Raw genomic sequence first — 14,379 nt, forward strand, 5'->3', positions numbered from 1 at the left:
CGCATCGGCGACGCGCCGATGCTGCCTGAGCTGCTGACGCAGATCCCGGCGACTGAAGCCGTGGCGACGGTGAGCGGCGATGGTGCCTATGACACCAAGGCCTGTCATGCCGCGATTGCGGCACGCGGAGCCGCCGCCGTGATCCCGACCCGCAAGAATGCGCAGACCTGGAAAGGCAGCAGCGCGGGCGTCGAGGCTCGCAACGAAACCTTGCGATCAACCCGGCACCTGGGCCGGACGATCTGGAAGAAATGGAGTGGTTACCACCGGCGCAGCCTGGTGGAAACCAAGATGGGTTGCTTCAAGTTGCTGGGCGAGCGGGTCATGGCCCGAGATTTCGACCGCCAGGTGACGCAGCTTCAGGTGCGCGCGGCGATCCTGAACCAGTTCACGCGCTTTGGCACGCCACACACGATACGTGTGTCCTGAGCAGACTGGGGAAAGGGGTAGCTGCGCTCAGTGGGGCAATTGCGCAACAGCGCCATCACACACTACCACCGTCAGGAATGAACGGGTGTCACGGCAGCTTTATCCTCCGCGTAATCAATACACATCCCGCAAATACCGCTTGTCCTTGCGCAGTTGGTTGACGTAATCAGCAGCTTTTTCTTGGGGCATGCCGCCGTGCTCGGCGACCAGCTGGTGCAGGGCTTCGTCCACGTCGCGGGCCATGCGGGTGGCGTCGCCGCAGACGTAGAAGTGACCGCCTTCCTGCAGCCAGGCGTAGAGCTCGGCGCCGTGGGCGCGTATGTGGTTTTGCACGTAGATTTTCTCGGTCTGGTCGCGCGAAAAAGCCAGATCCAGCCGCGTCAGGTGGCCGCTCTTGTGCCACTCGGTCAGTTCGGCTTCATAGATGAAGTCGTGCGCGCGGTGCTGGTCGCCAAAGAACAGCCAGTTGCGGCCCTTGGCGCCGGTGGTGGCGCGTTCTTGCAGGAAGGCGCGAAACGGCGCGATGCCGGTGCCGGGGCCGACCATGATGAGCGGTGCGTCCCCATCCTTGGGGGTGCGAAAGCCCTTGTTGGGCGAGATGAAGATGGCGGGCTTGTCGCCACGGCCCACGCGGTCGGCCAGGTAGGTGGAGCAGACGCCGCCACGCGTGCGGCCGCCTGACTGGTAGCGCACCGCAGCTACCGTGAGGTGCACGGCGTTGGGATGCGCCTTCTGGCTTGAGGAGATGGAGTAGGCGCGGTGCTGCAGCGGGCGCAGCTGGGCGACGAATTCCTGCACGCCGATGGGGTGGGCGGGATCGAGCAGCAGCAGGTCCAGGATGTCCTTGCCCCACAGCCAGGCGTCCAGCGTGTCCCGGTCGTCGTGCTGAAGGATGTGCCGCAGCTCCTCATTGCGCGTGCTCTGGCCGATCCAGTCCAGCAGCTTGCGCGACGGCTGCGAGATTTCGAACTGGGTGGTCAGCAGATCGCCCAGGCTTTGCTCGTGGCCGGGCACAGGCGTGTCGTAGGCGACGTTCAGGCGCGCCAGCAGCAGGTTGACCAGCTCCGGGTCGTTGACTGGGATGACACCCAGCGCGTCGCCGGCTTCGTAGGTCAGGCCGCTGCCTTCGAGATCGAACTCGAAATGGCGGATGTCCTTGGCCGACTGCGCGCCGGACAGGCGCCGATTGGTGGTGAGCGCCGCCGCATAAGGGTTCTTGCGGCTGGTGCCGGGGATGGCGGGCTTGGCAGGCGGTGCCGATGCCAGCGAAGCGTCGGCGCTGCCGCTGCTGCCGGCAGTCTGGGCAAACAGCGCGATGGTGGAGGCGATCCAGGCGTTGGCGGCCTCCTCGTATTCCACGTCACAGTCAACGCGCTCGGCCAGGCGCTTGGCGCCGAGCTGTTCCAGTCGCATGTCGATGACACGGCCGGACTGGCAGAAGCCGTCGTAGCTGGTGTCGCCCAGCGCCAGCACGGCAAAGTGCATCTGCTCCAGCCGCGGGGCGGTGCTGGCCGAGAGCGCCTCCCAGAACAGCTGGGCGTTGTCGGGCATCTCGCCTTCGCCGTAGGTGGAGGTGACGATAAGGACGTGGCGCATGGCGGCAAAGACTTCCAGGTCGACTTCCCCCAGCGCCTGCACGACCGGTGCCATGCCCTTGGTACGCGCGGCCGCTGCTGCGCTTTGCGCCAGCGCCTCGGCGTTGCCGGTCTGCGAGCCATAGAGCACATGCAGCTTGATGGCCGCGGGCGCATTGGCGGCGGCAGCGCCGGGCTGGCTGGCACCTTCCAGCACCAGCAGGCGCGAGTGCAGGCCGGCGAGAAAGCCGGCCAGCCAGGATTTCTGGTCGCCGCTGAATGGCGCGTCTTCAGGAATGAAGGGTAGTTTCATGATGGATGGCACAAAGCGGTAATCGGTAGGGAGCAGGAGCGTTATGAAAATCAGCCCTGCCGGATCAGGCTGGCAGCCAGGTCGGGCAGCGCAGCGCGCGCAAACAGTTCCTCGAAGTCGGGCAGCCTGCCCAGCGTGGCAAGGTTGGTGCGGTCCTGATCGAGAATCCAGCCATAGGTGGCCGGCGCGTCGATGCTGCGGATGTTGCGCTGGGCCAGCGCGCTCTTGTAGTCGGCCAGGCGCTTGGCGGCAATCAGCGCGGCCAGCTCCTCGTCGCTGTACTGCTCGATGGCGGCACGGGCGTGGCGCTGCAGCTTGCTCATCAGCGCGAAGTCCTCGGTCATCACCAGGTTGCGCACCGCTTTCTGCGCGGCCGCATCCTCCACCCGCGTGCCTTTGGGCAGACGCGCCAGCGCCAGCTGCTGGGCGGTGTTCAGCACGGTGTAGTTGTTGAGCAGCACCAGCATTTCCTTGGTGTCGCTCTCGCCATAGCCCGGCACGGCGCCAGCGCCAATGGGCTGGCCATTGCGCCAGGCGCGCTTGAACTTGGCGAGCTGGTGCGTGGCCAGCGCGGTGGAGAGTTCTTCAAGCAGCTCCTTGCGCGGCTTGGCCTTGAGGATTGCGCCGGCGTCCTGATACAGCAGCAGCGCGCGCGGCATGAGGTAGACGAAGTGCGCGCGCTCGGTCTCCCAGTGTTCGAGCAGCCAGGCGGCCTTTTGCGAGCCGGTGGCTTCCAGGTGCCACTGCAGCAGCAGATGCACGGCCTGGGCGTGGGCGCGGCCCATCTCGCTGTCCTCGGCGATGGAGCCAGACAGCACGGAATCGCCCGCAGCATGCTGCGCCAGCGTGCCGTAGGGATCGTACTGGTAGGCGAAACCGCCGCTCATGCCGTTGCCAAAGCCCTTGCCGAAAGCGCCCAGGTTGAGCACGGCGCCGTTGGTCATGTATTCGCAGCAGAAGTCGCCCACGCCCTCGACCACGGCGGTGGCGCCGGAATTGCGCACGGCAAAGCGGTCGCCCGCCTGGCCCTGCACAAACAGCCGCCCGCCGGTGGCGCCAAACAGCGCGAAGTTGCCGATCAACACGTTGCCGCCGGGCTCGGGCGAGCCGCCACCGGGCGAGAGCACGACAATCTCGCCGCCGCACTGGCCCTTGCCGACCCCATCGTTGCAGGTGCCGACGTGGCGCAGCAGCATGCCGTCGTTGCAGAACACGCCGTAGGATTGGCCTGCCGAGCCGCTGGTGGAGATCACCACCGAGCGCGGCTGCAGGTAGTGGCGGCCACGGTCATCGCGCAGCACCGCGTTGGCGCCCTGCAGCTGCTCGGCATCAAGGGTGTGGTTGAGCAGGCGCTCGATGTCGATGGCCAGCTGCCCGCCCACGCTCTTGTGGCGGTTGTTGAGCACCACCCCGTCGCCCAGCTGCACGCGCGCGGCCTGCTGGCCGATCAGCGCCTGGCGCAGCGGTGCCAGCCAGGATTCATCCAGCGCGTAATCCTTTTCCAGATAAACCGGGTTGTCGATCTTCACCTCGGGCACGACGGCCAGCATGGCGCGCAGATCGAGCTGACCGACTTCCCGCTCGTGCGTCATCAGGTGCAGCAGGTCACTGCGCCCGCGCGCCGCGCGCAGTGAGGGCAGGCCAAGGCGAGCGAGAATCTCGCGCACCTCGTGGGCCACGTTCATGAAGTACTGCGCGAGCTGGCGTGGATCGCCATCGAAGGCCTCCGCATTGGTGGTCAGGCCCGCCGGGCACTTGACGTTGCAGTTCTTGGCCATCACGCACTTGAGCATCATCAGTGCAGTGGTGCCGAACTCGAAGCTGTCGCCACCCAGCAGCGCGGCCTTGACCACGTCCGAGCCGGTCTGCATCGCACCAGAGCAGCGCAGGGTGACTTTTTCGCGCAGGCCGTTGGCGCACAGCGCCTGGTGCACTTCGGCGATGCCGATTTCCGCCACGCGGCCGGTGTATTTCAGACTGGTGACCGATGCCGCGCCGGTGCCGCCCGTGTTGCCGGCAACGTTGATGACGTCGGCGCCGGCCTTGGCCACGCCCACGGCGATCGTGCCAATGCCTTCGGACGAGACCAGCTTGACGATGACGCGCACGCGCGCGGCCTTGCAGTCGTGGATCAGCTGGGCCAGATCCTCGATGGAGTAGGTGTCATGGTGCGGCGGCGGCGAGACCAGCTCCACGCCGGGCGTGCCGCCGCGTGCAGCGGCAATTTCCACCGTCACCTTGGGCGCGGGCAGCTGGCCGCCCTCGCCGGGCTTGGCGCCCTGGCCGATCTTGATCTCCAGCTCCTGCAGCATCGGGTCGGCGAGGTAACCGGCCCAGACGCCAAAGCGCCCGGACGCCAGCTGCTTGATGCGCGAGGCACGGATGGTGCCGTGGCGCGAGTAGTGCTCGCCACCTTCGCCGCAGTTGCTCATGCCGCCGACCATGTTGGTGCCGTGGGCCACGGCCTCGTGCGCGGGCGCGACCAGGGCGCCGTGGCTCATGGCGCCGGAGGCAAAGGTGCGGGTAATCTCATGCGCCGGCTGTACGGCATCCAGCGCGATGCTGGGCGGTGCGGCAAACAGGCGGCTGAGGTAGGAGGCAGCAGCGCCGTGCGCGTGCAGATGTAGACGCTCGCCCGCAACGTGTGCGGACTCGATGCTGCTGCCAAAGCGTGCACGCAGGGCCGTGGCAAGTTCTCCCAGGCGGGTGGCCTCGTCCTTCAGGCCGTCGACCGCGTCGGTCAGTCGCAGTGAGAAGTGGCCGGCCATCTCGCTGGCATCTGCCGCCTTTTCACAGACCAGGCCGCGCACCGCAAAGCCGTTGTTGCAGAGCGCATAGCGGCCCAGCTTGCGGGCGAACTCGGCCGCGCTGTCGACGTGGGTCACATCAGCCGGAAAGGCCAGGATGTCGCGCAGTGCGGCAGGGCGGCGCTTGCGCTCGGTCTGCAGCAGGCTGGAGAATTCGCGGTAGTCCGGTGTGATCTGGAAGGCGTCGATGACGGCGTCGGGCAGGCGCTCGAAGCTGCTATTGCGGTAGGCATCGGCCTTGAGCGAGAAGGCATCATCGAGCCGCGAGAGCGTGAGCAGACGAAAGAAGGCATCCTCCTCGCGCGGCTTGTCGGCAAAGCGCACGGGGTGTTCCGTCATGTCTACGAAGCCGCGCACACTGGTGGTGCCATAGGAGTGACCGGCGCCTTCGGTGCGCTCCTTGAACAGGCCGAGCAGGGGCAAATCGGCTTCACTCTGGACGTTCATCGCGCTGGCGTGCCAATCCGCTGCCATTTGCGCAATGTCCTCGAAGCGGGCGCCGCCAACCGGCGTCTTCAGGTTGGGAAAATACTTGCGCAGCACCGGGTCGTTGGTGTCGAGGAAGTTGGGCTCGAAGAATTCGCCACAGGAGTAGCTCTCCACAGTGCACAGACCCACCTTGCCCATGGTCTTCATCAGCGCCTTCTCGGCGGCCTTGGCATAGCGCTTGAAAGCCTTGATGGCTTCCTCGCCCTCGCCGTACTTTTCTTCCGCGCGCATCTGCACGCCCAGCGGATAAATGGCCGATGCGCCGAAGCCGAGCGTGGCCGCAACATGGTGGGAGGAGACGATCTGACCGCTTTCCACCACCAGCGACACATCCAGCCGCAGCCCTTCTGCCACCAGCTTCTGGTTGATGGCCGAAACCACCACCAGCATCGGCATCGCAGCCCGCCCGCGGGCATTGTGTCGGTCGGTGAGGACGGCGATACCGCCCTGGCTGCGGGCGAAGTCGGCCACGTCCTGCGCCAGCTGATCGATGGCCTGCTCCAGGGCCTGCGCGTTGGCGCGCCGGGCGCTTTGGTCGCGGCCGAGCACGGGTGTGTACAGCATCTCGAAAGCCTGGTAGGGCGTGACGGTCTGCTCGCGCAGGCGCAGCATGTCCAGATGCGTCAGCAGGGGGCTGTCGACGACGATTTGCTTGCCCTTGCTGCGCCCCAGGTGGGGCTTGGCGCCCAGTGCCACGCGCAGCGTCATGCCGTCGGCCTCGCGGATGGAGTCGAGCGGCGGGTTGGTGACCTGCGCGAAGCGCTGCGAGAAGTAGTGCGCCACGCCCCCTTCGTGGTCGGACAGCGCATTGATGGCGTTGCCGTAGCCCATCGCGGAGATCTTCTCCGCGCCTGTGGCCAGCATCGGGTCCATCATGAACTTGAAGCTTTCCTGGTTGTAGAAGTAATCCACGTAGCGTTGGTAGCGGTTGAGGTCACCGCGGTAGCGCTGGGGCGAGCCCTGCTGTTCGGGAGCGATTTCAGGCAGATCGTGCAGGTGTACCCGCGCTGCCGCCAGCAGGGCCGGATAGTCCTTTTGTGCGGCGAGTTTCTCCAGAGCCTGTTGGCTGGTGTAGCTGCGCCCTTCGCGGTGGTCGAAATACAGCATGCCGCCGGCCTCGATGCGCCCGCGCCGGATCACCGTCTCGGCAGGAAAGGCAATCTGTCCGGCCTCGGACATGGCGCCGAGGTATTCAGCGGTCTCGACCGTGCGCAGGGGCCGCAGGCCCAGGCGGTCCAGCCGCGCGCCGATGACCTGGCCGTTGCCAAAGATGAAGGCGGCCGGGCCGTCGTTCTTTTCCTCGTAGAGCGAGAAATACTCCAGCATCGACCGCACGGCGGGAGAGAGTGTGCGGTCGTTCTCCCACGCGGGCGGCATCATGGCCACGGCCGCCTCGATCAGATCCAGCCCGTCTTCCATCAGGCGGCTGTGCAGGGTCTGATCCAGCCTGGCACTGTCGGACTGGCCCTTGGGCCGGATGATAGTCTTGCCACGCGCCAGCGCCAGCGCGTTTTCGGCAATGCGGTTCTTGCGGTCGGTGTTGAGTTCCCCGTTGTGCGCCATCAGCCGGAAGGGCTGGGCCATGGTGGTGTGCGGATCGGTATTGGTCGAGAACCGCGTATGGAAGAACAGGTCGCGCACCGCGTGGTCTGGGTCGGTCAGATCCTTGAAGTAGGGGATGACCTCGTTGGAGTTGAGCCGGGCCTTGAAGACCTGGGTGCGCGAGGACATGGACAGCGGATAGAGTCCGCCAAACCGCGCATCGTCCGTGAAGGCCTGGGCCTCAATGGCCAGCAACGCCTGGTAGATGTGGCGCTCGAATGCATCCTGCTCGGCGATCGCATCCGGGCGGCCGAACACCCACTGCACGATGGGCAGCTGAAAGCGCTGCGCTGCTGGACGTGTGACGGTGTGGTCCAGTGGCATCTCGCGCTTGCACAGCACCGGCAGTCCTGCCCTGGCAAGTTCGGTCTCCACCAGCTGCTCGGCGTTGTCCCGCTGCGCCGCATCCCTGGGCATGAAGAAGTTGCCGACGCCAAATGCGCCGGCCTGCAATTTCAGTCCCGTGATCTTGCGAAAGAATGCCAGCGAAAGATCGACATTGACGCCAGCGCCATCGCCCACACCCTCAGCGGACATGCCGCCGCGATGCGGCACCGTGCACAGCGCTTGGTGGGCCAGCTGCAGCACTTCGTGGGTCTGCACGCCGTCTTTGCGGGTGAGAAAGCCCACCCCGCAACTGTCGCGGTGATCGGCGGAGTTGTACAACCCCGTGGGATGTTGGACCGAGTTGGAACGTGTCATGGAAGTCTCTGGCGGGCTGGTGCGTCTGGCGCTGCGGCTGCACCAGCTTGGCGCACTATGCATGGGTTGGGGCCGCAAGGTTAATGAGTAGATGCAGCACATGCAAGAAAAATAAATGGGGACGTATACCAATAGAAATTCGCATCCTAAGGTTAAAAATATTAAGGGACAGATATAAGGTTGCAACGACTTCCACTTCGGGATCTCGTCTTCCCGGAACAGTTGGACGCCCCTAGGTATCTAAGAATCTGCTTACGATCTGTTCATGTATCGCGCAGTTGGAAAAAGTGCGGCGGGCAGAAGGCCCAGGAGGGCATTCGGGACGATGACCGGCAGGGTCCGTTCGCGCTGAGTTGAAGGATGGGATGGCGTGTCTGATTCTGCTGGATACAATTTACCCATGCTTGATGACCGTGCCAGAGTGCTCTTGACGACGTTGATCGAACGCTACATCGAAGATGGGCAACCGGTCGGCTCGCGCACGCTGGCCAAGTCCTCGGGGCTGGAGCTGTCAGCAGCGACGATCCGCAACATCATGGCCGACCTGGAGGACATGGGGTTGATTGCCAGCCCGCATACCTCGGCGGGGCGCATCCCCACGCCCAAGGGCTACCGCCTGTTCGTCGACAGCATGATGGTGGTGCAGCGTAATCAGCTGAAGGTGCAGGCACCGGCGCTCAATCCGGACCAGCCCCAGCGCGTGATTGCCAATGCGGCGCAGATGCTCTCGAATCTGTCGCAGTTCGTGGGCGTTGTGGTTGCTCCGCAAAAGAGCACGGTCTTCCATCACATTGAGTTCCTGCGGCTTTCCGCGCAGCGGGTGCTGGTCATCATGGTCTCGCCCGATGGCAATGTGCAGAACCGCGTGATGCTGACCGAAGCCGACATTGCGCAGGATGACCTGACCCAGGCGAGCAATTACCTCAATGCTCACTATTCCGGCCTGTCCATCGATCAGGTGCGCGAGCGTCTGCGCAACGAGGTGGACCGCCTGCGCGGGGAGATCGCCAAATTGATGGAGGCGGCTGTCAGCGAACCCGCCAAGGAGGGCGATGCGGCAGAGCAGGACGTGGTGATATCCGGCGAGCGCAACTTGCTGGCTATCAGCGACCTGTCCAAGGACATGGACAGCATTCGTCGCGCTTTCGATTTGTTCGAGCAGAAGAATCAGATCCTGCAGCTGCTGGAAGTGACCGGTCAAGCCGAAGGGGTGAAGATCTACATCGGTGGCGAGAGCCAGATTGTGCCAATCTCGGAGCTCTCGGTCGTCAGCGCACCTTACGAGGTGGATGGGCAGGTCGTGGGAACGCTTGGCGTCATCGGTCCGACCCGCATGCCGTATGACCGCATGGTGCAGATCGTCGACATCACGGCCCGCCTGCTGACCAATGCGCTGAGCCGCCCGCAGTGAAGGTGTGTCCGGGAAGCGGTTCTCGACAGTCCATGATTGCGGTGCGGCCAGACCGGTTTCGGCGCGCGCACGTAAAGCGTCTTGGCGACGCTGCCTTGCCCTACAATCAGCCCCTTGTTTGCTCTCGCATGAGGGCAGAGGATTGGGGCGTTAGCTCAGTTGGTTAGAGCAGGGGACTCATAATCCCTTGGTCGCAGGTTCGAGCCCTGCACGCCCTACCAGAGACAGCAAGGCCTGCACGCGCGTCGGTGTGCAGGCCTTTTCGGTTCCTGGAAGGCTTTCTGGCGCACGAAGCGTTCGTGGGCCTAGCGGCCAGCGGCGGAAAGCTGGTTGGCAAGGGCTTGCGACAACCCCAGAACCGTCGGTCCGCTGGTTGCCCTTTCCGGTGCAGGTGTGCTGCGCCTTGCGTGCGGGCGGCGCAGACGCCCTTGCAGGGCATCGGCTGCGGCGCTGACGCTGTCAATGAGAGGAAGCGCCACGCCGGGCTGGATGGCCTGCGCCATGCCAGCCAGTGCGGCGCCGCCGATGATGATGGATTGCAGCGGGGGAGCATGCTCGATTTCCGCCTCGCGCTGCAGCTGCATGCAGGCCTGCATCAGCATCGTTTGTGCGCGTTCCGGCTGTTCGCGCAGCTGCGCCCCCGTCAGACTGACCGTGTGTATCGGCGGCGCGGGGTAGCCAAGCGCCAGGGCCAGCCGCTCAAGAATGGGGCGCCAGCGCGCACCGCCTGTCACGATGCCAAAGCGTCCGCGCCTGGCCGCCTGCTCGAATGCGGCTTCTGCCAGGCCGACGACCACCTGGCCGCTCAGTTCCCGCAGGGCCTGCAGTCCGGGGTCCCCGAAGCAGCCAACGAGCACGGCATCGACTGGTGTGGCAGGCGATTCCACCGCGTCTGCCCAGGCATCCAGTACGGCGTGTGCGGCAATGGCGTACGAGGCCTCGCAGGCAATGTAGCTGGCGCCAAATCGGGCGGTGGCGCACTGCCACTGCAACGCCGTGCCCACATGCGCCTGCAAGTGCTGATGCAGCACTGCCGTGACGCAAGCACTGGTGTTGGGATTGATCAGCAGCACCTTGGAGGGAGAAAGGGGCTCCTTGTCGGACGCTGACGGGGCGGGCGCAGCCATGCTTACTGCGCTCCTGCCAGTACGGTTTCCAGATCGGTGTGCGCGACGGCGACGGGAAACACCAGCGAGGATTGCAGGTCAAGCAGATGTTCCTGCATGAGCAGCTGAGCGGTTGCGGCATCACGCAGCGCGATGGCGTCCACCAGCCGGTCATGGCATTGGCAGGCTGTGCCACACGAATGGGGTGAACGCTCACCCGGCTTCGCGCGGCTGCGTGCACTGCCGTAGAGCATCAGGATCAGGGATGTGCGCGAGACCAGATCGGCGAGGATGTCGCGCAGCGTCTGCTGGCGGGCACAGTCCGCGATGTGCATGTGGAATTGCCCGGAAAGCCGGACGGCGGTGGCATGGTCGCCGCGCGCCAGGGCCGCATGTTCATCGTGGATGCACTGGCGCAGCTGCGCGATTTCAACATCGGAGGCCCTGGTCGTGCAAGCCTGGACCAGGCGCGGCTCGATCAGGCTACGTGCCTCGAACACCTCGTGCGCCTCGGCTTGCGTAGGCCTGGCGACGGTGGGGCTGCGCCTGGGGCGCAGTTCCACCAGACGCTCCTGCGCCAGACGCACCAGCACCGGGCGCACCCGGGTGCGCGAAACGCCGAACACCTTGGCCAGATTCTCTTCGGCGAGCTTGGTGCCCGGCTGCAGCCGATGCTCCAGGATGGCGGTGAGCAGCCGCGCGTACATGGCATCGTCACTGATGCCCGCAGCGGCATGGTCTTCAAAGCCTGCGTCTGTCGAGGCTTCGTGGGAAGTATCCAGCATATTGATTCTAGGTTGGGGTGCGCCTCAACGTCGCATGGGCCTGCGGCGAGCGCGCAACGCCCAGGCCAGCAGCAGCGCAAGCCCGATGGCCACGAAGGAGACCAGGGTAGTCACCGTCCCGAGCGCATAAATGGCCGGACTGGTGACGGTAGTGGTCAGGCCCTGAAGCTCAAGTGGCAGCGTGTTGACCGAACCGATGGCCTGCGAAGTGCGCGCGATTTCATCCCAGGACAGCGTGAAGCCGAACATGCCAATGCCCACCACGGATGGGGCGATCAGCGGCAGCACCACGTGCACGAAGCGCTGCCAGGGCGAGGCGCCAAGGTCATTGGCGGCTTCTTCGTATGCGCGGTTGAAGCGGTTGAATACCGCGAACATGATGAGCAGGCCAAACGGCAGCGTCCATGTCAGGTGCGCGCCCAGTGCAGAGGTGAACAGGCCCAGGCTGGTGTTGAAGGTTTCCAGCTGACTGGTCCAGCCCGTTGCGGCGAAGACCTGGCGCAGCCAGCCGTCAATCAGCCGGAATTCCAGCGCAATGCCCAGCGAGACGATGATGGAGGGCATGATGAGGCTGGCCACCACGGTCAGAAACAGGACGTTGGCGCCTCGAAAACCGCGTCGAAAGGCCAGGCCCGCCATGACCGACAGCACCACGGTAATGAGCATTACGGCAGTGCCCAGCGCCAGCGAGCGCCGCAGCGCTGCGCCGATATCGACCGAACCGAGCCCCTGTGCCAGCTCGCGGAACCAGTGCAGGGAGACGCCGCGCATCGGGAAGGTCAGGCCGCCCTGCGGGCCTTGCAGGCTGAGCAGGAAGATCACGAATGTCGGGCCATACATGAACAGCACGAAGAGCGTGAACACCGCAGCCAGCAGCCAGAAGCTGGCGGGCCGTTTATCACCTGGGCGCATGGGACGGGCTCCTTACAGTTCTTTGCGGATGTCCACCAGACGCGTGAGCGCCCAGATCATCATCATGACTACCGCCAGCAGGATGACTGCATTGGCAGCGGCCAGTGGAAACTGCAGGTACTGCGTTTGCACCTGAATGATCTTGCCCACCGAGGCGATTTGCTGGCCGCCCATCACACCGATGGTGACGAAGTCGCCCATGACGATGGTGATGACGAAGATGGAGCCGATGATGATGCCGCTCCTGCTCAGCGGCACGATCACGTTGACGAGGGTCTGCCAGCCCGATGCGCCTGCGTCATTGGCGGCCTCGATGAGGCTGCGATCAATGCGCATCATGCTGTTGAAGATGGGCACGATCATGAACATGGTGTAGAGGTGCACGAAGGCCAGCACGACGGAAAAGTCGGAGTACAGCAGCCACTCGATCGGCGCATTGATGATGCCCAGCTCCATGAGCCACTGGTTGACCGCGCCATTGCGTCCGAGCAGCGGCATCCATGAAATCATGCGGATGACGTTCGAGGTCCAGAATGGAATGGTGCAGAGGATGAACAGCAGCATTTGCACCGTGCTTGATCGCACATGAAAGGCCAGAAAGTACGCAACCGTAAAGCCCAGCACCAGCGTGATCGCCCATCCCAGCACGCCGAACTTGAGCGTGGACCAGTAGGTGCGCAGCGTCACGCACGGGTCGCTCAGGTCCGCGCAGCCACGAAAAATCTGCGCGTAGTTGTCCAGTGTGAAGCCTGGCAGTAGCTCGTACTGGTTGTAGTGCCAGAAGCTGACCATCACGATCAGCGCCAGCGGCACCACAAAGAACACGAGAAAGACGAGGCCGATCGGCAGGGCCTGAAGCCATGCCGCCACCCCCGGCTGGCGCGCAGGAATGCGGGCTGATGATGGCAAGGGGGTGGGTGCGTTCGACATGGGATCCCGTGGGCGCGTTAGGTCAGTGAGGCAGCGTCATGCGGCAACAAATTCGTTCCACTTCTGCACCATGTAGTTGTTCTCGTCCATCACTGCATTCCAGCAGGCGATGGCGCCCATGCGTTCTGCGTAGCTGCCGCCATCGCGTACCTCTCCGGCCTTGGCAATGACCACGCCCTGCGGGCTCTTGATGTCCTGGGCCGCGGGCTGGCCTTCCATCCAGTAGGCCCACTCATAGGGTTCCATGTGCGCCTTGGCGGTCTCCAGCACGGCGCTGTAGTAGCCCTGCCGGTTCAGGTAGGCGCCGGCCCAGCCGTCCAGGAACCAGTTGATGAACTCATAGGCAGCGTCCAGCTTGGCGCCTGACAGCGTCGCAGGAATGCCAAAGCCCGATGCCCAGGCGCGATAGCCCTCCTTGAGTGGCTGGAAGCGGCAGTCGATGCCCTGGCTGCGCACGGCGGTAACGGCCGGGCTCCACATCGACTGGATCACGACTTCGCCCGAGGCCATCAGGTTGACCGACTCATTGAAGTCTTTCCAGAGCGCGCGGAACTGGCCCGCGCGCTTGGCTTCGATCAGGGTCTTGATGGTCAGGTCGATCTCCTCGCGGGTCATGTTGCCCTTGTCGCCATAGGTGTGGATGCCCATGGCCTCGACCACCATGGCCGCGTCCATGATGCCGATGGAAGGAATGTTCAGGATCGAGGCCTTGCCCTTGAACTCAGGGTTGAGCAACTCGGCCCAGGATTCGACGGGCCGGCCAATCAGGTCGGGCCGGATGCCCAGCGTATCGGCGTTGTAAGTGGTGGGAATCAGCGTCATCCACTCGGTCGGCGCGCTGGCAAAGGCCTTGCTGCGTTCGCCTTCCAGGAAGATCACCTTCTTTGGGGCCGTTCCCTGATCGCCCACGGCCTTGCCGTTGACGGTGCCGGTGGTGAACAGCGAGGTGATCTTGTCAGCGTTCTTGACGCGCTTGACGTCAATGCCCTTGAGGTTGCCGGTAGGGACGATGTTGCGCAGCGAAAAGTATTCGGTGTCGATGAGGTCAAAGCTGTTGGGCTGCGTCACGGCGCGGCGCGTCACCTCATCGGTCGTTACCGCCACGTACTGCAGCGTGATGCCGGTGTCAGCCTGGAATTTCTCTGCAATCGCCTTGTCCTGGTTGACGGCGGTGCCCAGATACCGCAGCACTGGCTTGTCCTGGGCATGGATGGCCGGGAACATTCCGGTAGCCAGAATGGCGGCCGTGCCTTGCAGCACGGTGCGGCGTTTGAGCGAAAAGGTCTTGGGGTCGGACATGGCAAGGAACTCCTTGGGTT

General features: G+C 64.4%; 9 protein-coding genes and 1 tRNA gene. 3 read left to right on the forward strand and 7 right to left on the reverse strand.

What is annotated here, in order from left to right; translation table 11 throughout:
* A partial coding sequence (locus AAV94_RS02235) for an IS5 family transposase (RefSeq protein WP_046740710.1) occupies window positions 1-429 on the forward strand: 429 nt, incomplete at its 5' end.
* A gap of 114 nt (window positions 430-543) precedes the next feature.
* Here the strand turns inward: AAV94_RS02235 and AAV94_RS02240 are convergent.
* Window positions 544-2,316: a sulfite reductase subunit alpha gene (locus AAV94_RS02240; RefSeq protein ID WP_046740732.1), complete on the reverse strand. Its 1,773-nt coding sequence runs from the start codon at window positions 2,314-2,316 to the stop codon at window positions 544-546.
* 50 nt (window positions 2,317-2,366) lie between these two features.
* Window positions 2,367-7,916 carry a glutamate synthase-related protein gene (locus tag AAV94_RS02245; protein ID WP_046740711.1) on the reverse strand — a complete coding sequence of 1,850 codons (5,550 nt, stop codon included), beginning with the start codon at window positions 7,914-7,916 and terminating at the stop codon, window positions 2,367-2,369.
* Window positions 7,917-8,316: 400 nt separating this feature from the next.
* Here AAV94_RS02245 and hrcA point away from each other — a divergent pair, with 400 nt between their 5' ends.
* Together hrcA and AAV94_RS02255 are read left to right on the forward strand one after the other, a co-directional pair.
* Window positions 8,317-9,327: a heat-inducible transcriptional repressor HrcA gene (hrcA, locus tag AAV94_RS02250; protein ID WP_046740712.1), complete on the forward strand. Its 1,011-nt coding sequence runs from the start codon at window positions 8,317-8,319 to the stop codon at window positions 9,325-9,327.
* A 144-nt stretch (window positions 9,328-9,471) separates the two neighbouring features.
* Window positions 9,472-9,548, forward strand: a tRNA-Ile gene (locus AAV94_RS02255).
* Between the two features lie 84 nt (window positions 9,549-9,632).
* Here the strand turns inward: AAV94_RS02255 and AAV94_RS02260 are convergent.
* The 5 genes from AAV94_RS02260 to AAV94_RS02280 are packed head-to-tail and all read right to left on the reverse strand — an operon-like array spanning window position 9,633 to window position 14,359.
* Window positions 9,633-10,454, reverse strand: coding sequence for an aspartate/glutamate racemase family protein (locus AAV94_RS02260; RefSeq protein WP_046740713.1), 822 nt, complete (start codon window positions 10,452-10,454; stop codon window positions 9,633-9,635).
* Window positions 10,455-10,456: 2 nt separating this feature from the next.
* Window positions 10,457-11,218 carry a GntR family transcriptional regulator gene (locus AAV94_RS02265; protein WP_084824686.1) on the reverse strand — a complete coding sequence of 254 codons (762 nt, stop codon included), beginning with the start codon at window positions 11,216-11,218 and terminating at the stop codon, window positions 10,457-10,459.
* A 24-nt stretch (window positions 11,219-11,242) separates the two neighbouring features.
* Window positions 11,243-12,130: an ABC transporter permease gene (locus AAV94_RS02270; RefSeq protein WP_046740714.1), complete on the reverse strand. Its 888-nt coding sequence runs from the start codon at window positions 12,128-12,130 to the stop codon at window positions 11,243-11,245.
* Window positions 12,131-12,142: 12 nt separating this feature from the next.
* On the reverse strand, window positions 12,143-13,060 hold the full coding sequence (locus AAV94_RS02275) for an ABC transporter permease (RefSeq protein ID WP_046740715.1): 918 nt from the start codon (window positions 13,058-13,060) through the stop codon (window positions 12,143-12,145).
* A gap of 36 nt (window positions 13,061-13,096) precedes the next feature.
* The gene (locus tag AAV94_RS02280) at window positions 13,097-14,359 is read right to left on the reverse strand and encodes an ABC transporter substrate-binding protein (protein ID WP_046740716.1); all 1,263 of its coding nucleotides are present in this window, start codon (window positions 14,357-14,359) and stop codon (window positions 13,097-13,099) included.
* Between the last annotated feature and the right edge of the window lie 20 nt (window positions 14,360-14,379).

The organism is Lampropedia cohaerens (assembly GCF_001005215.1).
Lineage (GTDB): Bacteria > Pseudomonadota > Gammaproteobacteria > Burkholderiales > Burkholderiaceae_C > Lampropedia > Lampropedia cohaerens.